The 23,907-nt window shown below is 37.6% G+C and carries 21 protein-coding genes and 1 riboswitch; of the genes, 9 read left to right on the top strand and 12 right to left on the bottom strand.

Going from position 1 to position 23,907, the window contains the following annotated elements:
- Window positions 1–19: 19 nt before the first annotated feature.
- Together AC2TDL_RS05335 and AC2TDL_RS05340 are read right to left on the bottom strand one after the other, a co-directional pair.
- A complete protein-coding gene (locus AC2TDL_RS05335) occupies window positions 20–1,288 on the bottom strand; it encodes a Gfo/Idh/MocA family protein (protein ID WP_484699162.1) in 1,269 nt (422 codons plus the stop codon).
- A gap of 143 nt (window positions 1,289–1,431) precedes the next feature.
- Window positions 1,432–2,721, bottom strand: coding sequence for an acyltransferase domain-containing protein (locus tag AC2TDL_RS05340; RefSeq protein WP_484699163.1), 1,290 nt, complete (start codon window positions 2,719–2,721; stop codon window positions 1,432–1,434).
- 184 nt (window positions 2,722–2,905) lie between these two features.
- Between AC2TDL_RS05340 and AC2TDL_RS05345 the strand changes: the two genes are divergently transcribed.
- The 6 genes from AC2TDL_RS05345 (at window position 2,906) to AC2TDL_RS05370 (ending at window position 9,190) form a co-directional block, all read left to right on the top strand.
- Window positions 2,906–3,928, top strand: coding sequence for a LacI family DNA-binding transcriptional regulator (locus tag AC2TDL_RS05345; RefSeq protein WP_484699164.1), 1,023 nt, complete (start codon window positions 2,906–2,908; stop codon window positions 3,926–3,928).
- Window positions 3,929–4,202: 274 nt separating this feature from the next.
- Window positions 4,203–5,504 (top strand): hypothetical protein, encoded by a 1,302-nt coding sequence (locus AC2TDL_RS05350; protein WP_484699165.1) that lies wholly within the window; start codon window positions 4,203–4,205, stop codon window positions 5,502–5,504.
- Between the two features lie 69 nt (window positions 5,505–5,573).
- A complete protein-coding gene (locus tag AC2TDL_RS05355) occupies window positions 5,574–6,305 on the top strand; it encodes an ABC transporter ATP-binding protein (protein ID WP_484699166.1) in 732 nt (243 codons plus the stop codon).
- Entirely contained in the window at window positions 6,286–7,038 is a 753-nt protein-coding gene (locus AC2TDL_RS05360; RefSeq protein ID WP_484699167.1) for an ABC transporter permease, read from the top strand. The genes AC2TDL_RS05355 and AC2TDL_RS05360 overlap by 20 nt, the downstream gene beginning before the upstream one ends.
- Window positions 7,039–8,478: a sensor histidine kinase gene (locus tag AC2TDL_RS05365; protein WP_484699168.1), complete on the top strand. Its 1,440-nt coding sequence runs from the start codon at window positions 7,039–7,041 to the stop codon at window positions 8,476–8,478. It begins immediately after the preceding gene.
- Window positions 8,471–9,190, top strand: a complete 720-nt coding sequence (locus tag AC2TDL_RS05370; protein WP_484699169.1) for a response regulator transcription factor — start codon at window positions 8,471–8,473, stop codon at window positions 9,188–9,190. The genes AC2TDL_RS05365 and AC2TDL_RS05370 overlap by 8 nt, the downstream gene beginning before the upstream one ends.
- 88 nt (window positions 9,191–9,278) lie before the next feature.
- Here AC2TDL_RS05370 and AC2TDL_RS05375 read toward each other — a convergent pair whose 3' ends face one another.
- On the bottom strand, window positions 9,279–9,989 hold the full coding sequence (locus AC2TDL_RS05375; RefSeq protein WP_484699170.1) for an HAD family hydrolase: 711 nt from the start codon (window positions 9,987–9,989) through the stop codon (window positions 9,279–9,281).
- A gap of 194 nt (window positions 9,990–10,183) precedes the next feature.
- Here AC2TDL_RS05375 and AC2TDL_RS05380 point away from each other — a divergent pair, with 194 nt between their 5' ends.
- A complete protein-coding gene (locus AC2TDL_RS05380) occupies window positions 10,184–10,729 on the top strand; it encodes a glutathione peroxidase (protein ID WP_484699171.1) in 546 nt (181 codons plus the stop codon).
- 43 nt (window positions 10,730–10,772) lie between these two features.
- Here AC2TDL_RS05380 and AC2TDL_RS05385 read toward each other — a convergent pair whose 3' ends face one another.
- From AC2TDL_RS05385 to AC2TDL_RS05400, 4 genes are all read right to left on the bottom strand, one after another.
- Window positions 10,773–10,973 (bottom strand): hypothetical protein, encoded by a 201-nt coding sequence (locus tag AC2TDL_RS05385; RefSeq protein WP_484699172.1) that lies wholly within the window; start codon window positions 10,971–10,973, stop codon window positions 10,773–10,775.
- Between the two features lie 66 nt (window positions 10,974–11,039).
- Window positions 11,040–11,360 carry a hypothetical protein gene (locus AC2TDL_RS05390; RefSeq protein WP_484699173.1) on the bottom strand — a complete coding sequence of 107 codons (321 nt, stop codon included), beginning with the start codon at window positions 11,358–11,360 and terminating at the stop codon, window positions 11,040–11,042.
- 144 nt (window positions 11,361–11,504) lie between these two features.
- Window positions 11,505–12,965 carry an amino acid permease gene (locus AC2TDL_RS05395; RefSeq protein ID WP_484699174.1) on the bottom strand — a complete coding sequence of 487 codons (1,461 nt, stop codon included), beginning with the start codon at window positions 12,963–12,965 and terminating at the stop codon, window positions 11,505–11,507.
- Between the two features lie 133 nt (window positions 12,966–13,098).
- Window positions 13,099–13,279, bottom strand: a riboswitch (Lysine riboswitch).
- Between the two features lie 246 nt (window positions 13,280–13,525).
- Entirely contained in the window at window positions 13,526–14,734 is a 1,209-nt protein-coding gene (locus AC2TDL_RS05400; protein ID WP_484699175.1) for an MFS transporter, read from the bottom strand.
- Window positions 14,735–15,076: 342 nt separating this feature from the next.
- Here AC2TDL_RS05400 and AC2TDL_RS05405 point away from each other — a divergent pair, with 342 nt between their 5' ends.
- Both AC2TDL_RS05405 and AC2TDL_RS05410 read left to right on the top strand, forming a co-directional pair.
- Window positions 15,077–15,631, top strand: a complete 555-nt coding sequence (locus tag AC2TDL_RS05405) for an HXXEE domain-containing protein (protein ID WP_484699176.1) — start codon at window positions 15,077–15,079, stop codon at window positions 15,629–15,631.
- A gap of 165 nt (window positions 15,632–15,796) precedes the next feature.
- The gene (locus AC2TDL_RS05410) at window positions 15,797–17,263 is read left to right on the top strand and encodes a serine hydrolase domain-containing protein (protein ID WP_484699177.1); all 1,467 of its coding nucleotides are present in this window, start codon (window positions 15,797–15,799) and stop codon (window positions 17,261–17,263) included.
- An 89-nt stretch (window positions 17,264–17,352) separates the two neighbouring features.
- Here AC2TDL_RS05410 and xylF read toward each other — a convergent pair whose 3' ends face one another.
- From xylF to AC2TDL_RS05435, 5 genes are all read right to left on the bottom strand, one after another.
- Complete coding sequence (xylF, locus tag AC2TDL_RS05415; RefSeq protein WP_484699178.1) at window positions 17,353–18,456, bottom strand: D-xylose ABC transporter substrate-binding protein; 1,104 nt, start codon at window positions 18,454–18,456, stop codon at window positions 17,353–17,355.
- Window positions 18,453–20,042: a response regulator gene (locus tag AC2TDL_RS05420; protein WP_484699179.1), complete on the bottom strand. Its 1,590-nt coding sequence runs from the start codon at window positions 20,040–20,042 to the stop codon at window positions 18,453–18,455. Before AC2TDL_RS05420 ends, xylF begins: the two co-directional genes overlap by 4 nt.
- Window positions 20,017–21,480 (bottom strand): sensor histidine kinase, encoded by a 1,464-nt coding sequence (locus AC2TDL_RS05425; protein ID WP_484699180.1) that lies wholly within the window; start codon window positions 21,478–21,480, stop codon window positions 20,017–20,019. Before AC2TDL_RS05425 ends, AC2TDL_RS05420 begins: the two co-directional genes overlap by 26 nt.
- Complete coding sequence (locus AC2TDL_RS05430) at window positions 21,473–22,465, bottom strand: sugar ABC transporter substrate-binding protein (protein ID WP_484699181.1); 993 nt, start codon at window positions 22,463–22,465, stop codon at window positions 21,473–21,475. Before AC2TDL_RS05430 ends, AC2TDL_RS05425 begins: the two co-directional genes overlap by 8 nt.
- A gap of 251 nt (window positions 22,466–22,716) precedes the next feature.
- Window positions 22,717–23,892, bottom strand: a complete 1,176-nt coding sequence (locus AC2TDL_RS05435; RefSeq protein ID WP_484699182.1) for a sugar ABC transporter permease — start codon at window positions 23,890–23,892, stop codon at window positions 22,717–22,719.
- Between the last annotated feature and the right edge of the window lie 15 nt (window positions 23,893–23,907).

Genomic DNA, 23,907 nt, shown 5'->3' on the forward strand with positions numbered 1-23,907 from the left:
ATTCTCCTCCCTTCTTGATTTATGATTTGCTGTAAATCTTCTCTAGCAGCTCTGCTTTCAGTTGATCAATATCAATAATTTGTCCAGTCACTCTCGCTTGCTCAGCTGCATAAGCCATAATATGACTTTCTACAGATTGATTAATTGAAGAACGACTATCAGCTGCATCGGAATTACTAATATTTTTTAGGAAATCCTCCATTAAACCAGTGTCGCCGCCATTATGTCCTCCAATGACTGTTCTTGGATGAATGACACGTTGCTCATACTTCTGATCAATATTTGAGACAAATTTGGTCACTTCAATTACATTTAAGCTGTCGTCTCCACGGATTTCGCCATGCTCGCACATTATTTTTATCGTGCGACACATTTTGTTCGTAAATCCGCTTAAGTTAAATGTGACAGTCACACCGTTTTTAAACTCAATAATTGATACTTGGTGATCGCATACATCATTGCCTGCACGGAAAACGCAACGACCATATTGATTATGTTTTAGCGCTTCAAGTAAGCCTTCTTCAGATTGATCAACCGAAACGGCTGCCGCTGGCCAATTTCCGCGAATTTCTAAATATGTTTTGCGAACATCAAAGCGACAGCTATCCGCAACTTTACACTCTAAACAACGTTCTGCACTTCCTTCTGGAGCATTTTCCTCTTTGAAATAAGTGAGATCTCCGTAAGAAGCTATTCGTTTCGCTTCACTGCCTACTAGCCAAGCTAAAATATCCATGTCATGACAAGACTTCTGCATAATAATCGGACTAGATAATTCACTTTTTCCCCAATTTCCGCGTACAAAAGAGTGAGCCATATGATAGTTACCGATGTTTTCGTTATGCTGAATTGTAACGACTTTACCTAGCTCATTGCTGTCAATAATCTTTTTAATTTCGGCAAAAAAGTTTGTATAACGCAACACATGACATACAATAACTTTTCTACCAAGCTTATTTGCTTTCTCTTGAATTTCAAGGCATTCCTGTGGACTAGGTGAAATCGGTTTCTCTAATAAGATGTCATAGCCAAGGTCTAAAGCTTTCATCGTTTGTTCATAGTGATCAAGATCCATCGAGGAAATGATCAAGGCATCGCTTAACTTTCCTTGACTAAAAAAATCATCGACATTCGTAAATACTCTATCCGCTGGAACACCTAATTTCTCAACAGCGTCTTTTCTTCTTCCTTCATGAGGCTCAACCACCGCTGCTATTTCCGCTTTATTCGCTGCATAATTTGCATAAATCATTCCACGTTGTCCTGCTCCAATTAACGATATCTTCACAATGTTCCCTCCAGCTGTTGTTTATTTTCATCAGTACTCTGCACATTTGTGTCAGGAAAAAGTTATATTTCAGTCAACAAACCTAACATCAATAGATAGCACTTGTCCAATTGGTTTCAACCATTAAAACGTTTGCTTCTTTATTATTCAAGATGACTATCTACTACGCTTCGGAAATGATTGATATCTTCTTCAGTAATGTAAGTGATGTCTCCAATCTGCTCAACTTCTTCTCGCAAGAAAATCATACTTAGCTGATTAAAACGACCACCCTGTTTCATATACTCTAGCGCTGCCTTTTGCAGCGAAGAATTTAATGGTACATTATCTTTAAGTGGATCTACTGTTCTGCTGCCATATAGCTCATAACGAAGCATTTGATCCCCATCACTTGTTGGATAGTTATAAAATTGACGCTGTACTTTTACAATATTGCTGCTTTCACTATTGAGCACTAGGGATAGACGCGTATCATATAACCAACTTGAGCTCCAAAAACCTTTAATGTTCATTTCAGGATAATATTTATCAAAAAATTGTAAGGCTAACGTCATTGAAGACTTTAACCGTTCAGGCGTATAACCGGGACCTGCTGGAATATGGAGCGCGATAAGGGTATCTCCTTGTTTTAATGCCGGTTGCCATTGCTTCGTGTCAATCGTTATCGGCACTTGCTCAATAAATCCCATTGGATTAATGCGATGCGCTGTAATCTCGCCTTCTTGCTCAACCCATGTCGTTGTAAAGGCTTGCAAATCGAATACACCGTTAATCCCATTCATTTGACCGTCGCGACGAAATTGCTCACCGGCATGCTTAAGCGCGATTACTTTATTGGACTCAATATTGCGATACATCGTAAATGTATCCTCATACACATGCGGAATAAATAAGAAACGATCTAATAAAAAGATGGAACATGTATAAAAATTTAAATCCCAAGGAAAATCGTGCACCTTATAATCACTGTTATTTAGTATTTTTTCAAATTGTGCACGTAGTGGTCGATGAGGTATGTGCTCATAGTATTCTTTTGGAATTCCACGAAGCTTAGCTTGCTCTATACTTAGCTTAATGCAAGCTAGTAGAATAATGAAGGAATATAATTCCCCATAATTGTTCATGCATTTAGGAGTCATGCTGTTATAAGGAATCGGGTCGAAGCTATTGCGTGCCTTGCATAGCTGCTTTAAAAGAAATCTGCTAAAACGAAACAGCAACTCATCTTGCTCAATTTCTTCAGCTGCTGCAAAAAAATCATTTTTCAATGTACTAGAAATTTGATATTGCTCTAGAATCTCATTGAGAAATTGTCGACAAATTAAATTCGTAACAGGCTGGTCAACATATTGTTCATATCTTTCAGCTAAACCTTCAGGAATGTAGTCGAATTTGCAATGATCTACTAGGGCTTGAAACTCAATTGTTTTCACTTACAATCCCCCCAATTGTGCTAGTTATTGTTACGTTTTTTTTCATAATAAGCCAATAATAGCAAACTAAAACTCAACGAAACAAGATTATAATACTTTTATGAAACATAGATATTTCCACGTAACATCATTGGTTAGCAAATCAAATTAAATGGATCTGTTCCACTCTAGGAGGTTGAACGTTATGAGTACGATAAGAGATGTAGCAAAATTAGCTAACGTTTCTATAGCTACTGTTTCTCGCGTTTTAAATAACGATACTCAATATAAAATTACAGAGGAAACTCGCAACAGAGTTTGGCAGGCAGTTGAACAATTAAATTATTCAATTAATCGGAAGCAGAAACGGCAAACTCGCGCCGTAAAGGAACAGCCAGTGGCAACAACAACAAAAATCGGCTGCGTTTTAAGTGTGACAAAAAATAAATATAATGATCCTTACTTTATGTCGATTTTGACTGGAGCTGAAGAAAGATTAGCAAGCAAAGGGTATAGCATATCGTTTATTCGCACTGGTCCTGAGCTAGAGGATCCAAAAATATTGCAGCAGACCTTTAGCGAACAAGTGGATGGCTTAATATTAATGGAAACTCTTCCTCCTGATATTTTTAATTATATAAGGACTCAAGTTCCATATATTATCGGCATCGATACTGATAGTCTGGAAATTGATAATGTAGGTTATGATCACCATCGTGTTTCTTCCTTGGCAGTTAATCATTTAATCGAAAAGGGCCATACTAAAATTGGCTATATTGGTGGAAGGGGCAGTAAAAAATCAATTAAAGAGAGCAGTCGTTATCATGGTTACGTTTCTACGTTACATGAGGCCGGATTAGAGGTAAACAGTGAATGGACAGTTGACTGTCAGTGGGATGAGAAGCTATGTATTGAATTAGTTACGGCGCTTTGCAAAAATAAAAATCTTCCTACTGCTTTTTATGTCGCAAGTGATTTAATGGCCATCGCAGCGCTAAACGCCTTATATAGCAATGGCTTAAAGGTTCCTGATGACATCGCTGTTGTTGGAATGTCAAACATTGAAATGTCTAGCTATTCTAATCCGCCATTAACAACAATTGATGTACCAACTGAGCAAATTGGCATGGTGGCAGCTGATCTGTTAATTGATCGGATTATGGGAAATACATTATTGCCTAAACGTGTTATTTTACCTACACAGCTCGTAGTGAGAAGTTCAACTTAATGCTTCAAATGTAAATGTATTGCAGCGCTTCAGAATAGATAGTTCTTACCATGTCTTTCACTAGAACTATCTATTCTTTTTTTGTATTTTGTTATAACAACCCGCTTTCTTTTCCTTTACTTTTGTCTTTTCCTATTTTCTCTACCCCAAAATAATTAATTTCTCTTCTCATTGTTAATAGTTTGTTAATATTTTCGTTAGAAATCCTCAACAACCATTTTTTATACTTACATTAAGCCAAAAAAATAAGTTTAATGATAAGGAGTGCAAATAAATGAAACTAACTTTCAAAGTTAAAACTTTTGTTGCATTAGGGATTGGTGCTAGCTTATTTTTTTCAACCGCCTTTGCCGACATGCTGTTAAGTTCAGGCTATGAAAAAATTAAAAAATCATTAAAGTATACTACTGAGCAACTAGCGAGCGGTCTTGATAGTTTTACGATGGAAGGAACTTATCAAATCAGTGTCGATGATCAAAAGCTAGCATATGAGTATTCTAAAGAAAAATATGATCTAAAAAACTTAAAACAAGAGACTTACGGCATTAATGAAACTTACTATGAATCTAATACATATGAGCATTATTACTACCGCGATCAGAATCAATCCGTTTGGAAAGATTATGATGAAAATAAATTGTATGTAACTCCGTTCAGCGATGATCATTTTGAGAAATATCCTTATGACAAAGTTCATTTTGAAAATCCTTTTGCCGAAGAAGGAGCAGTCGAGTTTGAAAAAATTGTTGATGCAGTTGTCGGCAATTTGCAGGATGTTGTCATTGTTGAATCAACGAATGAAGGCGGTTATGAATATAGCGGCTCTCTAAACGAGGCACAGATTCCATCTATAATCAATGCCATTTCTTCCTACCTTGCGAAGCAACATTATAATGACATGTTAAGATATAGTAGAAGCAATACTAATCAATTTCCTACATTAGCTACCGATATTTCAATCGATTCTGTTACTGGTCAAGTGATAGAAAATGATCAAGGTCTAGTTACAAATATTAACGCTAATCTATCGTTTAGCGGAAACGATGAGCAAGGTGTTTCTCATACTGTTGAAGTAAATGTCGAATTACTCCTTTACGATATCAATTCGACTGTCGTTGAATTACCAGACTTAACAGATGCGATTGTTCAAACTGAGAATTATTCTATTGTAAATATGCTGACCCAAGAAAGCAGCGTAGGTACTTATAGTAACAATATCGTAATCGAAAAAGATGGAAAGATTATTAAAATTGGTGAGCGTCAGCTAAATATTGAAGCAATCTCTAAGGACATTATCAAAGGCAGTATGAAGGAAATCTTGTATGAAGGCTACGAGAATGAGTACAACCCGCTTCAATTAACATTTACAAGCATTGAAGTTATCGATAATATTGCTATTATTCATTATCTCGATAACAATGGCAATGAAAATACCGCTATCGCACGTATGCCTTATCTTGATACGATTGAATTTGAACCAGATGTATTTTTTAGATCCTACGAGGATGGCGGTTATAGCTACTCATCAACACCATTGCAACACTTCAACATTAACTTTACAAAAACAATAGAATAGGCTGATTGAGGTAGACTAGTCACTGTTACTAGTCTACCTTAGTTGCGATATAGGAGGTACAACGAAACGATGGATATAGCAATTCAATTTGATCATTTAACTAAACTTTATGATAATGGTCGAGGCATCGATGATCTTAATCTTACGGTAAAGCAAGGAGAAATTTTCGGATTTTTAGGACCAAACGGAGCCGGGAAAACAACAGTAATGAAGCTAATGACAGGCATCATTCAACCGAGCTTTGGCGATGTATCGATCTTTGGGGCAAGCGTTCAGGAGCAGTTTGTGGAAGCAATGTCGCATGTAGGCTGCTTAATCGAAACTGCAGAATCATTTCAATATTTAACTGCCTACGAAAATTTAATGCTGTCAGCACGCTACTACGAGCATGTCGACGCAAAACGAATACATGAGTGCTTAGAGCTTACTGGTCTTAGTAAATATGCTCATGAAAAAACAAGAAAATTTTCGCTTGGCATGAAGCAACGGCTAGGTATTGCCAATGCGCTTTTATCTAACCCTAAGCTGCTTATTTTAGATGAGCCGTTAAATGGCTTAGACGTTCAAGGGATGCTTGATATGCGAAATCTTATCAAAACACTTTCAGAGGAGCATGGAATGACCTTTTTCATCTCAAGTCACTTGATTCATGATATTGAACTAACTTGTAATCGTGTGGGCATCGTATATAACTCCAGATTAATAAGTGCAGATACGACAGAGGACATCTTAAAAAACTTTTCTTCGTTAGAACATTACTTTATCAATGAGGTGGAACGAAATGGCCGGGTTGCAAGCTAATTATCTAAATGAGCTATATAAAATACGCAAAAAGAAAAAAATCGTAGCAGGCAGCATATTATCAATCCTAGCAGTATTAATTGGTCAAGTTTCTGTTACGATAATTAATCAAAGTCTTGGCTTACTTATTGTACGCAGCACAGAGCTGCCATTAATGATATTAAGTGTTATGATGTATAGTATTTTTCCATTATTTATTACTTTTTTAACTATTGATATGTTTAATAACGAGTATAATAGCAATACAATGAAGCTAATTATTACTAGACCTACCTCACGTTTTAGTATTTATACAGGAAAGCTTCTAGCATTATTTACTGTACTAGTAATTAATATCGTAATCGTTATGGTGCTGTCGCTCATTATTGGCATCCTTTTTAACTTTAGTTCGGTTACAATTAGCGGGATTGGACGAAGCATTATCGCTTATATGGTCAGCATATTACCTTTAACCGCGTTTGCGCTGTTTGTTGTCATTCTCGCCAACATTGTAAAAGGCGGAAATTCCGTGTTTTTCTTAACTGTTCTTTCTTTTATCGCCATGTATGTTATCGGTATTATATTCCATCAAACCTCTAGCTTCTTATTTACTTCCATGTTTGATTGGTTCCGTCTATGGATAAGTGAGGTTATTCAATGGTTTAAACTTTTACGAATGAGCTTAAGTATGATAGGATTTTGCATAATGTTATTTTGTATTGGCTATCTACTATTTGAACGTAAGGTGGTTTAATTGAAGCTAACGAAACGAATCCTGCAGTACCAGCTTATTTCGGTCATTGTTGCCCTTATTGCAGGAGCAATTGTTTACAGTGTCACTTTGTCAATTCTTACTCAATTATCGATAAAACCAGTATCCTCGAATATGATTAAGCAAAGTGTTGAGCGTCAGCAGCTACTCAATGAGCTGGCGCTGCAGCTTGATCAGAGAAGTCTTGAATCGATAAATAAGAGAGTTTTTCTTGATGCGGTGACAACCAATTTACGAAGTGTAAACGGCGAATATGTTTTGCTGCAATACGGAACAGTTCTTGATTCATCTATTGAATTATCTCGATCTGAAATAGTTGCAATAGAAAACTTAATTAAGCAAGAGAATGCTACAATTAAGCTTGGTAAGCAGACCTATTCACTAGACTCATTTCAGATTACAAGATCTCAGGCAACATTCGTTATGCTGCTGCCTGTTACAGATTTATCGATTGTTACGTGGCTGCCTATTACACTTTCACTACTGTCATTTCTAGCAATTTATATACTCATTAGCAGCTGGATTGCACGCACTGTCTCACGGGAAATTGTTAAGCCAATTGAACGGCTGCGGCAATCTGCCTTGCAAATAAGTGAAGGACAGCTAGATTCAATTATTACAGAAGACGGTACAGGGGAATTGCTTGAGTTATGTCGTGCCCTCGAGCAAATGAGAATTAAACTTAAAGAATCTGTTTATTTACAGCAAAAATTCGATGATAATCGGCGGTTTTTAATTTCTAGTATTTCCCATGATCTTCGGACGCCGGTAACCTCCATTAAAGGTTATATTGAAGGCATTATTGATGGAATCGCTAATACAGAAGAAAAGCAAAGACAGTATCTATTAACCGCTCATCGTAAAACGATTGTTTTAAACACGATGATTGATGATTTATTGCTATTTTCAAAGCTTGATATGAATCAAATGACGTTTGATTTATCAGAGATTAATCTTGTTCATTACATAGAAGATTGTATTCAAGAGCAACAGGCTCAATTTACAGAAAAAAATGTACAAGTCTCACTGCAGCTTGAAGCAGTTAAACACCATATTGTTAAACTTGATCCCGAACGTTTTATGCGAGTCCTGCAAAATATAATTGATAACGCCTTATTCTACAATGATAAGGATCAGAAAAAAATAGATTTTATGCTGCGCGAAACATTTTCTTCGCTTATATTAGAAATTAGAGATAATGGAAATGGAATGAAAGAAGAGGAAGCACAATATATCTTTGATCGTTTCTATCGTTCCGATACAGCGCGCAAAGTAGAATCAGGAAGTGGATTAGGTCTAGCCATTGCCAAACAAATTGTAGAAGCTCATCATGGCAATATATGGGCAAGAAGCCAGCTTGGCATCGGAACAAGTATTTACATATCCTTGCCTAAGCAACGGAAGGTGAACATAAATGCGTAAAAATGTACTAATTGTAGAAGATGATTTAGAAATAGCCGAACTGCAAAAAGATTATTTGCAAATTAATGATTTTAACGTTTCCATTGTAGATAGTGGACAAGCATGTATTGATTTACTAAAACAGCAAAACTTTGATCTCATTTTATTAGATATTATGCTGCCAGGAATTGATGGCTTTGAAGTTCTCTCCACCATCAGACAACATAACGACATTCCAGTTTTACTAATTAGCGCACGTGCCGAGGACATTTACAAAGTGAAAGGCTTAGGTCTCGGTGCAGACGATTATATTACGAAGCCGTTTAGTGCTGCTGAGCTAGTCGCAAGGGTAAAAGCGCATATTAGCAAATATGAACGTATTACTGAACGATTATCTCAGCAAATGAAAGATAGCCGCGACGAACTTAAACGCAATATTATTCAGGTTAGAGGCTTAACAATCGATACTGATGCACGCTTAGTGTATGTTAACGGCCAAGAGGTTACTCTTGCTAATAAAGAGTATGATTTGCTGCTTTTTCTCGTACAGAACGCTAATCGCGTATTTAATAAGGAAGAGCTGTTTGAGCGGATATGGGGAATGGATGCCTTCGGTGATACGACAACTGTAACCGTACATATCGCAAGAATTCGAGAAAAAATAGAACCAGCCCCAGGTAAACCTTCTTATATCGTTACCGTATGGGGGGCTGGTTATCGTTTTGTTGTGTAGCGATAAATTAAGATGCCGCCTCTAGGCGGCATCTTACATTGCTTACCTTGTTCCTTTATTTAAATTAGCTTTTGCTTAATACTTGATATTAGTCGATCTGCTTTAAATAAGTGATTAACTCCTTAAATCCGCCTTGCGGATAGGCTGAAATATCTTTCTCTTCTTTATTAATTAAACAATCTGTCACAAGAAAAACTTTCATTCCCAGCTGTGCAGCGACCATATCCTCATTTGCATTGTTACCTACCATTAAACATTGCTCTGGCTGACAGTCAATTTTCTCTAATATTTCAGTATAGTAGCTTAGATTTGGCTTGCAGAAAGAGGAATTTTCATAGGTTGTATAATAATCAAAATCCTCAGGTTCCAGTCCTGCAAGCTTAATTCGCGTTTCAGTAGCAATAGAAGGAAATACAGGATTAGTAGCAAGCACAAGTTTTATGCCTTTGCTGCGTACATAATGAACAGCTTCCTTAGCTAATGGATTAAAGCCGCAAAAAGCCGCTACTTGCTTAAAATCACTAGCATAAAATTCATCAAAATGAGGCTTATCTTCATGTACTCGATCCCCTAGCACTTCCGCAAATGCTTGCCAAAAGGCTTCCATATTTAACTTTTGTCCATCATTTTTAAACATCGCTTTAAGCCCAACATGAACGCCTTGGATTAATTCATCCGGCTTATAGCCAACACTAGCTAATTTATTAGCAAGCAATTTAAAATAACCTTTTACAAACATTTCCTCATCCATGGGAAGCAATGTACCATCCAGATCAAATAAAACAGCCTTAATACTCATTGAACGCCGCTCCTATTCTGTCCATTTAGTATAAAAATGAGATATTAACCAATCATACTTAAGCTTTGCGGTTGTTGCAACAGAAGTTAATAGATAGTTTATCACGTAAAGACTTACAATTTAAGCTGCAAAGCGATAGAATAGAGGTTAAGCATTATCATATATTATAGACAACAAGGAGGAGCAGGAGAAAAGTGAGCATTTATAACTATCTAGCTAAAAAACCAAATGGGGATATTGTTTCCATGCAAACGTATAAAGGTAAAGTGATGTTAATTGTGAACACTGCAAATAAATGCGGCTTTACCTATCAATTTGATGATTTACAACGTATGTATAATAAATATAAAGATAAAGGCTTTGTTGTGCTTGGTTTTCCTTGTAATCAATTTGGTCAACAAAACCCAGAAAATGGCGAAGAAACAGCTACTGTGTGCAGAACGACATTTGGCGTAGAGTTTCCAATGTATGACGTTATTGAAGTAAATGGAGAGTCGGCTCATCCTCTATTTAATTATTTGAAACATGAGGTTAATGTTCGCGAGCTTGATCCAAACAATATTCAAGAAGCGCTAACCGTTGAAAAGATTAAAGTTGCTCATGCGGATTATTTAATTGGAAACGCCATTCGTTGGAACTTCACTAAATTTCTAGTAAATCAAGAAGGCAAAGTTCTTGCTCGTTTTGAACCTTGGGACTCCTTACTTGATATTGAACAGCAAATTGAAGCACTGCTCTAATTCATTGCCGTATTAAATGCAAAAAGCAGCCTAGCTATCATGTTCATTCGAGCATGACTGCCGGGCTGTTTTTCTTATTGCAAAGAATATGTGCATTTGCTTTCGCATAAAAAATATGAGGAGTTAAAAATACAACATATCCGCGTTGCTCTGCTTCTTTTAATTTTTTCTCTTTATGATTATATATGATGCCAAGAATATCAACGCCTGCAGGACCGCCGCTAAATAATGAGCCAGTCGACAATGATTTTGTAACATCAAAAATAGAAACATTATATTTTTTTGAAACATCATTTATTTTTCTGTTTGCTTACTGTCTAAGCTCTGATTTCTGTTTTTCTAACGAATCAAGCTTATCAATTAAAGAATTAGATAATGCATCGTAATTTGCAACTTGCTGTTCAATAAGCTGTTTTGTCGCCAAATATTCCTCTTCAAGTTGATTAAATACTTTGCTATATTGATGTGCTGCTCTAGCGTATCCTTGTTTCTTACCGTCGGTTTCGACATCCTTAAACAGCATATCTACTTTTTCTAGCATGGTCGGTTCATTCGATTTTTTCAATGTTCGTAACCAATCACCGCTAATTTGATTTCTGCCGAAAGGGTTACCTCCACCAAATAGTCCCATTAAATTTCCCCCTCTGTCTATCTAAGTTGTCCATCCATCATAACACTTTAGCGTAAAAAGTAAATGCAAAAAAAGTCAGTATAGACGTCTTGACGCTATACTGACTTTTCATTAAGAAAGCATATCTAATATCTATCCTTGCTTCTATTCAGTTGTTTCAAATTTACACTCTGTAAGCGGAATTAGCTTTGTTTTATGGACAAATTTATAAATAAGCCAAACAGCTAGAAATAAAGGAATGCCGCAATAGGATACAAGCACACCATACCAATCAATCGTTTCTGCAGTAAAAGCTTTAAAATTTTGACCAATCATAACAAATAAACATAAAGCTAATGCGAATAATGGTCCAAATGGAAACCATCTTGCTTTATAAGGGAAATCATTTAGATCTCGCACTTGGGCAATATATGCCCGCCGAAAACGATAATGGCTAATCGCAATACCAAGCCAAGTAATAAATCCGCACATACCAGAAGCGTTCAGTAGCCATAAATATACTACACCATCACCGAAAAATGAAGCGAGAAAGGCAAGCATCCCAATTACAGTTGTAACCAATAACGCATTAATTGGAATACCGCGTTTGTTAAGCTTTTTTAGGAACTTCGGTGCTTGTCCCTCTTTAGCAAGACTCCATAACACACGCGTCGCTGCATACATCCCAGAGTTACCAGCAGATAGTACTGAAGTTAAAATAACTGCATTCATCACTGCAGCTGCAAATGCCAATCCTGCTTTTTCAAAAACAAGAGTAAACGGACTAACAGCAATATTCTCAATATCAGCTTGCATTAAGCTAGGATTTGTATAAGGAATTAGCATCCCAATAACGAAAATCGTGAAAATATAAAAAACTAGGATACGCCAAAATATTTGCTTAATCGCCTTTGGCACATTTTTTTCTGGCTCTTCACTCTCACCTGCAGCGATACCTACTAGCTCAGTTCCTTGAAAAGAATATCCTGCTGCCATAAAAATACCTAAAAATGCAAGAAAACCACCATGAAACGGTCCGCCATCTAACGTGAAATTCTCAAAACCAACCGGCTTTGATCCACCCATAATTCCAGCTATCATAAGTACCCCTGTAATTAGGAAAATAACAACGATAGCGATTTTTATTAGAGCAAACCAATACTCTGATTCACCATAGCCTTTGACAGACAATATATTCAGTCCAAAAATGACAGCTAGAAACAGAAAGCTCCATAAAAAAGAAGGGCTATTAGGGAACCAATATTTGATGATTAATGTAGCAGCCGTAAGTTCCGAAGCAATCGTTATCGCCCAGTTAAACCAGAAATTCCAGCCTAGAGCAAAGCCTAGTGCAGGATCAACAAAGCGGCTTGCATACGTATTAAAAGAGCCTGATTCCGGCATAAAGGTTGCCAGCTCACCAAGACTGCTCATTAGGAAATAAACCATAATTCCTACTGTAAAATATGCTAGCAGTGCACCTCCTGGCCCTGCTTCTGCTATTGCGCTGCCACTGGCAAGGAACAGTCCTGTGCCAATTGAGCCTCCAAGTGCAATCATTGTAAGATGTCGAGCCTTAAGTCCACGTTTTAATCGCTTTGGCTCAGTCGAATAGTTTGATGACATTTAAACTAACACTCCTTAATCGTGCCTTAATCAGTTTATCGATCGACTGTTATGTTCTGGAGTGAAGAACAAGATAGGTCATAAAAAAACGTTCACAGAAGTGAACGTTATCAATTATTCCCAACTTATCTGCTTTCAAGATAGCTCATCACAAATGAATCATTTGTGACAGTCCTGCACCTTTCGGTAACAGTCCCAGCTTAATTGCCCAGAGCAGCAATTAAACTTCGGCGATTATTCCTTTCATCAGCTTCATTGACGTTCTCTGCGTCTCCGCTTATTTACTACTAATAACCGCGACCTCTACCTCATCGTTTGATAGGATGAGGGTGATATTTAATTTTACTTAATAACTATTATAACGAAGAAAATAGTTAGTAGCAATGGAATAAAAAGTATTTCCAATCTCTGTTTTCATAGTATGATGCAGTTCCCACTCAGAATATTAACAACTGTTATCATAACATGAATAAGTAAAAAAATGGTGAAGAAGAAATGAACTTAGTCACGACTACAATGGATATACAAAAAATTGCTCCGGCGGAGAAATCATAAGTTACTTATTTTGATGCTCTTACAGGACCGATGTTTTTAAATATTTTTAACTTGTCTGCCATTGTAAAAATTACTGCTGTTACTACAGTGAAAATAAAGATCGTAATAGCGATGCCTGATACGTAACTGGACCAACCTAATGAACCGATAAACATTCCTAGGCTTCCAAGAATCGTGAAGCCAAAGTTCATTACTGCTGATGCTGCACCGATGTTCTCCTTTTGCGCATTTAACAGCAATTCAGAAATATATGGTCGAATATAGGTAGACATTATGGCAAATGGAATATAGCTTATTAAGAACAGGATTGGACTAATTTTTCCCATTGTTATTAACAGAATCCCTGCTATTGTCGCAACAGTAAAGCAAATCCACAGAGCCCTTTTAAACGGTTTTTGTCCTAGTCGAGCATAAAGTAATGGACCTACGACAGTAAAAGCAGAAGTTACAGCAAAATACATACTGAACATCGTTTCCGAGGTATGAAATTCATTCACATATACATATGAAGCTACAGATATGTATGCCATAAACGGAGCAGTTAATATTCCGCCTACCAACAATAAATTTGTAAACACGGGGTTTTTAACAATTTTGGACAATCCTAATATTGATTGAAATGTGCTCTCTTGAACACGTCGCTCTACAGGCAATGTTTCATCCAATAATAGCACAATGACTAGCGTTAATGCATTCATTACAGCTAAAGCGATGAATGTCATGCTCCAATCTGAAACTTTCAAAATAAATGCTCCTAAAATCGGTGCTGCTACTGGAGCAATAAAAATTAAAGCTTGCGTAATCGATAGCACCTTCCCCATCTCTGGCCCTTCAAAGCTATCTTTAATTAATGCCGAGCCAATCGCTAACATCCCTCCTGCGCCTAGCGCTTGAACTGCACGTACGCAAATTAAAAAAATAATTGTTGGAGAAAATGCACATAGAACACTGCAAATCAGGGTCAAAACAGTACTGCAAACCAAAACTGGTTTTCTGCCATATTTATCACTGACAGGACCTAAAACTAATGTACCAAGTGCCATAAAAATAAAAAAAATCGTCATCGTAAAGCTCGTCATTGAAGTTGTCGTATTAAAATGTGTAACAATCTCTGGCAGCCCCGGCATATATAAATCAGTTGCAAGAGGCGGAATCATTGATAATATTGTAATTAAAAAAATTAGCCCGCCTTTTTTTAATCTACGCTGTTTCATTTAGCTTGCTTTAATCTCCTTTCTAATTCCATACATATAATTAATATGTATTAGTTACTATATATTTAATTAATGATCATTACTATATTTAAAAAATATCTTAAATGCAATATAAACCTTATACAAAAAGGATAGATTTAAGCAGGTATACTTTCCTGTGCATCTACCCTTTCCTTAACTTATCTCTGCGTTTCTTAACCTTAAATTTACTCCTTAAGGAAAGGTTAAAACAAACTAAATCTTCCTTGAAAATGAGAAGTTACAACGTAAAAGGAGAGAGGGCTATGAAGGAGAATATAGTATAGTACTTTATTCCATTCACAGTAGAAATGAGGTTACTCTATGATTCAACTATTGGATTCCGCAATTAGCCTTCAATCCTTAATTTGGTTATTTCTTGCCGCATTTATGCTCCATGATTTTGAAGAGATTATTCGAATTGAACCTTTTTTTCGCAAATACCATAAAGAACTTCTAACTAAAGTACCCGCTAATTTCCATAGCACTCTTAACTCGTTAGCAAAAACGACTACACCGCAATTTTCAATTGCGGTGTGCATTGAATTTATTATTTTTATTCCTGCTACCTTTCTCGCAGCTGAATCAGAACATTATTTATTATTTTTAGGATTTAACTGCGTGCTATTACTTCATGTATTCATGCATATTGCTCAAGCTGTCATTGTACGTAAATTGGTTCCAGGAGTAGTCACAGCAGCAATCATTACCTTGCCTTATTCTGTTTATTTGCTCTATCGATTACTCAATGAAAATATTATAGAAGTTTCTGATATTTGGCTTAGTCTTCCATTAGGACTTACATTGCTTCCTATTGTTCTGTTTGGACATTGGCTAGGTGAAAAACTGATTCCATCACCGCCATTAGACTCACAATAGATTGACAAGCAATAAAGGTTGTACCGCTAGTTCCAATGCAGCACATTAATAAAATTAAATAGTTATCCAAAAGTCACTGCTAATCTTGCCAAAAAGTCACTACGAAGCGTGACTTTTTTTGCTTACAATTAAAATTAAGAAAGCAAGAGAAAAGAGGAACGCGACATGATTAAAGTTATGAAATGGTTATTATGTTTTACCTTCCTTCTTGCCTCATTACCAATGGCAAGTTTAGTTAATGCTGAAACAGCTCAAAAAGGGCAATCTTTGCCAATCGAACAGATCGACTCCTACATACGAGAACAATTTACAGAAGCAGCATTTCCAGGCGGAGCTTACGCAGTCTTTGAACAAGGTAAAATCGTGCTTTCCAATGGAATCGGCTACTCGGATAAAACTACAAAGCAAGCTGCGACAGAGAATACAGTGTACTCTATCGCTTCAATTACAAAGGTATTAACCGCGGCTGCAATTCATAAGCTGGCAGAGGAAGATCTGCTTGATCTAGATGCACCAGTCAACAGCTACTTACCGTGGTTTCACTATAAAGATGTTGAACGCTCAGAGAAAGTGACTGTGCGACATCTATTAACTCATTCCGCTGGAGTAAGCCGTTATGTTGCGGATGGCGCTATCTATAAAGATATTAAAAACAATCGTAATTCACTTGAAAATGCAGCAAAATCTCTGCAAACCGTTAACATGAACAATGAACCTGGCTCAGTCGGTCAATACTGTAATACCTGCTATAACCTGCTTGGACTAATTATTGAAACTGTCACGAATGAAGATTACGAAGCATATATGGAGCAACAATGGTTTGACAAGATTAACATGAATCATACGACTTTTGCTCCATATAATATGCCTGATGCTGATGTAGCTAAAGAATATGGCTATCTATTCGGCTTTCAACGCCAGGTAAAGCCTTATTGGGAGGAATTCGGAGCAAGCCAAGCTCCTGAAGGGGGAGCATATAGCAGTGCAATAGATCTTGCAACATGGGCTATCCATATTATGGACGTCTCCTCACCGCAGGTGTTTGAAACAGGTGTAAATGCTTCAGATCTATCAGATACCATCTATACGGAAAGCGGCTTTGAACGCCATGTTATTAGCGAAAACGCAGTACTTATTAAGTCTGGCGATGGCATGGGCTCAAGCTCTTATATGGCATTGATTCCGGATCTGCAATCAGGATTTGTCCTCTTAGTTGGTGAGGCAGATGGAGAGACTACGAAAACTATCGGTGAAGGTATAATTCAACTAATGCTTGGTATGCAGGCGAAATCTGTAAAAGGTTCTCTCAATGTTATGAAAACACTAGGATTCATCTCCTTATTTATTTTCTTACTTAGTCTATTACTAATTATTCTTTTACTGCGAAGCATTTTCCGTTTAAGTCATACTCAATTCAAAATAAAACGTCGTTGGACGGTTATTTTAAGATTACTGTTATTTAGTTTGCTAGCCATTCCTTTTTGGCTGCTATTAATTAAAGTTCGTCCAACGGAAGCAGGCTTCTATGGCTATCCATATGATTTAGCTGCAGCAATGATCGCTTTTGCAGTAACTACGAGCTTATGGGCTTTATATAGTGCGGTCAGTCTATTGTTAAGAAGAACGAACTAATAAAATTAGGAATGCTCTAAAATAAAAAGGGCTATCTCTCCCGCGCGAAGCTATTAGCTTTCAGCAGAGATAGATAGCCTTATTTATTGTTAACGATTTATACCGCCGTAAACTTGCTCGCGCATATGAAAACCATCCGCGATAATTGTTTCCTCGATATTAGAAATATCTACTGCGATTGGTTCTAGCAGGATAGATGGAACCTCGATTTTTCCGTTGTTGACCTTGCGATCTGCCGTGATTTCCTCTCCATTGGCTAGTTTGATCGCTAACTCAGCCGCTTTATCAGCAAGTTGCTTAATTGGCTTATAAATCGTCATCGTTTGCGTCCCTGCAACAATTCGTTGAATCGCTAACAGATCCGCATCTTGCCCTGCTACGGGAATCGTGCCAGCCAAGCCTTGCTCTGCAAGTGCCTCAATTACTTTTCCTGCAGTTGCATCATTGCCAGCGATGACTGCATCAACTTGATTTTGATTTGCTGCAAGTGCTTCTTTCATATTGTTTAATGCTTCACTTGGCACCCAATCCTTCGTCCATTGATCATAGACGATCTGAATATCTCCACGGTCTATATAAGGTTGCAATACATGAAACACCCCCTTCTTAACCATATGAGCATTGTTATCTGTATCTGCACCGCCAATATATACATATTTTCCGCTTGGAACTAGCTTTGTGAGCAGTTCAGCCTGCAACTGACCAACTTTTTCGTTATCAAAGGAAACATATAAGTCGATATTTGCATTGTTCACTAAGCGATCATAGGCAAGAACTTTAACTCCCGAGGAGTGTGCACGCTGCACAATTGCCGCTGTTGCAGCAGCGTTATGCGGAACAATAACAAGCACATCAACCCCTTCACTAATCATTTGCTCAGCCTGAAAAATTTGCTTAGCATCATCTCCATTAGCAGCCTCAATCGTTACCTCAGCTCCAAGAGCCTCTGCTGCCGCCTTAAAAAAATCACGATCGCGCAGCCAGCGCTCCTCCTGTAATGTATCCATCGCAAAACCGATTTTAATCGCCTTATCTTCTTTTGGCACTTTCTGCTCAAGGTTAGAATTATTTTCAGCAAGCTCCTCCCTCTGCTCCTGCGAAGACTGTTTTAAGCACCCAGCACAAGTTATTGAAATTAGCAGCAGTAGGCAAAGAACAGCTATTGTCCCGCTCCAGCTAAATCGTTTCATCATTCTCCACCTCGCTTACCAAAAAGCGCTCGACGATATTCGGTTGGCGATTGATCAGTTAACTTTTTAAATACTTTGCTAAAATAATTCGGATCATGATAACCTATTTCAAATGTAATCTCCTTTAAACTGCGCGCAGGATCAGCCATTAATCTTTTTGCCTTTTCAATGCGACACTGTGTTAAAAAATCAATATAATTTATGCCTAGTTGATCTTTAAACATTTTACTGACATAGACAGGACTTAAACCAATTTGCATAGCGATTGTTTCCAAAGAAATATCCTCGTGAGAATGCTCAAAAATATATTGCTTCATTCGGCCTATTGCATCTGGTTTAATTTGTGCTTGATAAGCCCTTGCCGTTTGCTCTAGTTTTGCAAGTAAAAGGTAAGCTTCTTCTCTTAAACTCTCATAACTATTACTTTGCGCAGAGAATAACGGTGTTTCAATTTCGACCCCCATCTCTGTTAATACTCTGGTAACAAGCCATAACAGCTCAAGTGCACGCTGCTGGCCAATGTGCGGCGCTATTCCGTCCTTCTCGCAATTTCTTAATAGCTCGGCAATATCAGCCTCAATTTGCTCCCAATGACCTTGACGAATTCGTTCAATAAATTGTCTTTCCCACTGATTAACTGATACTCTTTCTTTTGCTGGACCTAGCACGGTAGAATCTGCATAAAATTGATACTTAATTGGCAAGGTTGTATCTAACGAAGCAATTAATGCCTCATGATAAGATTGCTTAATCTCATCTAGAGACTGACATATGCCGCCTATACCAATAAAGCACGGCGCTTCTAAAAATTGCTTACCGCTGTCATGCACTTTTTCTGCACTTTGTTTAAATTGCTCAACAACAGCTAACAATTCACGCGCCAGCTTAATCGCTTGCGTTCGATATGAACGCTGGCTATCGCGAAATACAATAATCGGTAAATAACGCCCATTAAGTGCACCGACTAAGCAATTGCTCTGCTGTCGTGCCTTCTCTCTAATTTTCGAATAAAGCTGATCTGAGGGAGCCTTAAGCAAAATCGTTATAACAAATAACTCATGATTAGGAATGATGCCAATGAGACTAAGTAATTCGTCAATATGAACATCATGCACATGATCAAATAATAGTTGAGTGACCAGATCTGCCTCAATAACTGGAAACATTTTATTTAATGTTTCCTGCTGTCTTGAGCTTGCCTCTAAGCTTTTACGCTCCTCGGCAATTTCCTGTAGCACTTTATCAACAGTAGCTACAATGTCACTTGCTTTACTAGGCTTTAGTAAATAATCTTTCACACCTAACTTAATTGCTGACCGTGCATATTCAAACGTATCGTAAGCTGTTACCATAATGAACTTAATCGCAGGGTAATCCTTCGCAATTAGCTCAATCGCTTCAAGTCCGTTTATTCCTGGCATTTTAATATCCATCAAAACAAGATCAGGTTGTAATTCAGCACAGATTTCAACAGCTTGCTTACCATTTTTCGCTTGCTCGATTTGTATCTCAGAAAACGCATCACGCAAGATCGCTGTTATTCCATCACGTTCAATTTGCTCATCATCCACGACCAAGATCTTTGTCATCACCATACATTCTCCTTGTTTTTGGTATCGTTAATTTCACCTTCGTTCTACCCTGCATGCTCTCTATGTCAATAATGTCTTCAACCCCATAAAATAGGCGAAGCCGCTTTACTACGTTTGAAAATCCGATTCCAGTTGAATGCCCTGCTGTATGAATATTTTGCTCCGTTAAAATTTGCTTGATCGTTTCTTGAGACATGCCTGGACCATCATCCTCAATCTCTACGATAACCACAGTCGTCGCATCTTTTATTCGGAAGGTAATCGTTCCTCCATCCTCTCGAGGCTCGATCGCATGAATTAAGGAGTTTTCAACAATCGGTTGCAGTGTCAGACCAGGAATTTGAGCATGAAGACAGCTTTCATCGATATCCATTTCGAAACGTAGGCGCTCAGAGAAACGTGTTTTTTGAATTTCAATATATTGCTGCAGCACCTTTACTTCGTCATAGAGTGCTACAGAACGGTCAAGCCGCTTCAAATTATATCGTAACAATCCTGCAACATTAGCAATTAAATCGCTTGTTTCATGAGCTCCTTCGAGATAAGCTTTTTTTGATATTGTGTCGAGTGTATTAAACAGAAAGTGTGGATTAATTTGGCTTTGCAAACTTCGTAGCTGACTTTCCTGCAGTAACATTTTATTTTGTTGCAGCTCATGTTCAAGCTGTGCCTTCTGCTGTATTTCGGAAATGAGATTGTTAATACTGATACGCATACGCTCAAACATTTTTGCTAGAAACGAAATTTCATCATTGGATTTAACTTCTATCTTTAAATCCATTCTGCCTCTAGCTAATTCTCTTGCTGCCTGTGTCAGCTTTTTAATAGGTTGGGTAATGCTTTGTGAAAACGCGTAGGAGAATAATAAAAGCAGCAAAGTAACACCTAACAGCAGCCATATTCCTAGCTTTTTTAATTCACCAGACTGCTCAATAATGCCACGGTAAAATTGATCATATGTTTTTAGATCGTTATCTATTAATGTTAAAGTCATTTCAGAAATATATCTGGAAATGCGTGTTGCTTCAGAAAAAGCTTCTTCTGAGTCTTCTATTTCTTGCTTGTCTTGAAAAAGCAACGAGCGATCTGTTGTCTCAAGTAAACTATTCACCAGATTCATATAACCTGTAATCGTAAAATTGTTATCGCTGTTACGAAGAGAAAGGATATCTGTTCTTGCTTGATGTAGCTCCTCTTTATTTTTATGTAATAAAAATAGATTAGCTTCATTCGGATTTAATAAATAGTTGTTAAGCAATACGATTAGCTGCTGACTCTCATTCTTTATTTCATTCAATCGCAAATAGCGCTGCAAAATATCGTTATATTGAGCCTGCATTCTTTGATTGTAAAAGGTTAGCATCGTCCAGATGAACACCATAATAATTAATACGACACCAACAAGCAGCCAAATTTTACGTTGAATACTAATCATTAAATTCCACATCCTTCCGTTTCAGCAGCTTGATTTCGGTCAGATAACCTTCGGAATTTAACGGCATCAATTCGCCACTAATCCATTTCATCATTAATTCAACGCTTTTTTTGCCCATTTCTTCCGGCGACTGCTCGATTATGCCATCAAGCTTATCTTCCATTAATAGCTGCATGCTATCTGGACTATCATCAAAGGTATATATGTAATAGGCATTGACCTGCGAGCGTCGACTAATTTCTTTAATCATCGCAGAGGTCATATTTGCATTTAGTGTAACAAAAGCGGTTACATTTGGAGTTTGGTTTAACACCTTCTGAGTTGCAGCAAGCACTTGCTCCTCTCGCTCCTGTGTCTCCTCATACACAACAGCTATTTTTTCATAGTTTTGCAATACCTGTTGCAAGCCAGTCAGTCTTTGCCTCTGATAATATTCCTGATTACTGTCACCAAGAATCACGACTGTACCAGAGCTTCCCATATCCTTAAGCAATTGCTGAGCGATTAATCGTCCTGCTGCTAGTTGATCAGAGCCAACGTATGTTCTTCTTAAGCTGTCTTCCATTGGTACATCACTGCCTACTGTAATAACAGGAACACCATAGAACGCTGCACGAACCTTCGTTAATTCTTTAAATCCATCGGTATCAAGTCCTTGAATAATAACACCATCAACATTGGAATAAATTGCAATTTCCAGCTTTTTCAAAAAGTCTTCGTGATCATTTCCATAGCTGCCCCATACTTCAAGACTTGCTCCAAGTCGTTCTGCTTCTTCTCTGGCACCATTTGCTACCTTATCCCAGAAAGGCGTTTCAAGCTCCTGCGTAATTAGCACAAGCCGATAGTTCTCCTGATCCTCAATAGTTATACTTGGCAGTTCATGCTGAGATTTAAAGATGAGATAGGCAGAGCGAGCAGTAAAACCAAGCAGTACAGCGCATAATGTTCCAAACAAAATGAACATAAACAGCATTTTTTTCATGTAGTTTCACTCCATTTCCTATTTCCACTCTTTTAGAAGGCGTGTGCAATAGGCTATATAAACAACAACTCCCCCACTTCTACCGAAGCAGGGGAGAGCTTGAATACTCCATGCTGTTGAAGCTGTCATTTAACCATGCGTCAACATATAAAAGATAAAAGGAGAACTACCAAGTCTCAATCATGTTAAGGATGAACTCCCCATGTCACATATTCGACATGAGCATTTGTTTCCCTTTCAAGTCTTGATTACTACTTACGTTTTTTTCGCGTCATAATATCGAAAATAACGGCTGCAGCTAATACTCCGCCACGAATCATATATTGATAAGAAATACCTACACCAAGCAAGTTCATTCCACTTGATAAGGAAGCCATAACAATCGCTCCGATAATTGAACCTGTTACTTTACCAACACCGCCTGCTGCAGATACACCGCCAACATAAGCTGCTGCAATTGCATCAAGCTCAAACAACGTGCCTGCAGTTGTCGTTGCTGATTGCAAACGGGCTGTATAAAGAATTCCGGAAAGCGCGGACAACATCCCCATTGAACCGAATACAATATAAGTGATTTTTTTAACGCTAATCCCGCTTAAATGTGCAGCTTCAGGATTGCTGCCTACCGCATAAATATGACGACCTAATACGGTTTTGTTCATAATGAAATGATAGATGATAACAACGGCAAGCATAATGACAACTGTCCATGAAAAACCGTTATAACCTGCTAATATATAAGTTAAATATGCTATAATTGCTGAAATAAAGACTAGTTTTGCAACAAAGATCCCTGTAGATACTACTTCAAATTGATATTTTATTTTATTGCGACGATTCACAAATTCAAAATAAATATAAAGCACGATAACTACTAAGCCAAGTATTAATGATAATAGATGTAATCCTCCTACTTCGCCTAATGAAGGAATAAATCCATTACCGATGGCATTGAAATATGGATCACTAACAATAATAGTGCCGCTTTTCTCTGTTACGAGCAGCAATGCACCACGGAATAAAAGCATCGCAGCAAGCGAGGATACAAATGCTGGAATACCGACCGAAGCTACCAGCACGCCATTAAACATTCCGATAACGATGCCCAGCACTAAAATAACTGGAATTGTAATATAAACAGGCACACCCCAATGAGACAGCATAATTGCTGCGATAGCTCCCATAAAACCAGCGGCAAAACCAACGGATAAATCAATATGTCGAATAATAATTACTAGCGTCATGCCGACAGCTAATACAGCGATATATCCTGTAGCATCTAATAGATTACTAATATTACGAGAGGACATAAATAGTCCATCCGTTAATATCGTAAAGGTAAGCATAATAACGAACAATGCGATATACATTCCGTACTCGCGAATATTTTCTTTAATTAATGCCTTTGCTTCAGAAAAAAAACTCATGATGTTTTCCTCCCT

It is taken from the genome of Paenibacillus sp. plas6 (genome assembly GCF_057221655.1).

Bases quoted from the DNA above. Each gene is read 5' to 3' on its own strand.
- AC2TDL_RS05360 (WP_484699167.1), top strand. From the start codon at position 6,286: ATGGCCGGGTTGCAAGCTAATTATCTAAATGAGCTATATAAAATACGC.
- AC2TDL_RS05430 (WP_484699181.1), bottom strand. From the start codon at position 22,465: ATGAAAAAAATGCTGTTTATGTTCATTTTGTTTGGAACATTATGCGCT.
- AC2TDL_RS05405 (WP_484699176.1), top strand. From the start codon at position 15,077: ATGATTCAACTATTGGATTCCGCAATTAGCCTTCAATCCTTAATTTGG.
- AC2TDL_RS05400 (WP_484699175.1), bottom strand. From the start codon at position 14,734: ATGAAACAGCGTAGATTAAAAAAAGGCGGGCTAATTTTTTTAATTACA.
- AC2TDL_RS05425 (WP_484699180.1), bottom strand. From the start codon at position 21,480: ATGATTAGTATTCAACGTAAAATTTGGCTGCTTGTTGGTGTCGTATTA.
- AC2TDL_RS05390 (WP_484699173.1), bottom strand. From the start codon at position 11,360: ATGGGACTATTTGGTGGAGGTAACCCTTTCGGCAGAAATCAAATTAGC.
- AC2TDL_RS05375 (WP_484699170.1), bottom strand. From the start codon at position 9,989: ATGAGTATTAAGGCTGTTTTATTTGATCTGGATGGTACATTGCTTCCC.
- AC2TDL_RS05395 (WP_484699174.1), bottom strand. From the start codon at position 12,965: ATGTCATCAAACTATTCGACTGAGCCAAAGCGATTAAAACGTGGACTT.
- AC2TDL_RS05370 (WP_484699169.1), top strand. From the start codon at position 8,471: ATGCGTAAAAATGTACTAATTGTAGAAGATGATTTAGAAATAGCCGAA.
- AC2TDL_RS05410 (WP_484699177.1), top strand. From the start codon at position 15,797: ATGATTAAAGTTATGAAATGGTTATTATGTTTTACCTTCCTTCTTGCC.
- AC2TDL_RS05355 (WP_484699166.1), top strand. From the start codon at position 5,574: ATGGATATAGCAATTCAATTTGATCATTTAACTAAACTTTATGATAAT.
- AC2TDL_RS05350 (WP_484699165.1), top strand. From the start codon at position 4,203: ATGAAACTAACTTTCAAAGTTAAAACTTTTGTTGCATTAGGGATTGGT.
- AC2TDL_RS05435 (WP_484699182.1), bottom strand. From the start codon at position 23,892: ATGAGTTTTTTTTCTGAAGCAAAGGCATTAATTAAAGAAAATATTCGC.
- AC2TDL_RS05420 (WP_484699179.1), bottom strand. From the start codon at position 20,042: ATGACAAAGATCTTGGTCGTGGATGATGAGCAAATTGAACGTGATGGA.
- AC2TDL_RS05345 (WP_484699164.1), top strand. From the start codon at position 2,906: ATGAGTACGATAAGAGATGTAGCAAAATTAGCTAACGTTTCTATAGCT.
- xylF (WP_484699178.1), bottom strand. From the start codon at position 18,456: ATGATGAAACGATTTAGCTGGAGCGGGACAATAGCTGTTCTTTGCCTA.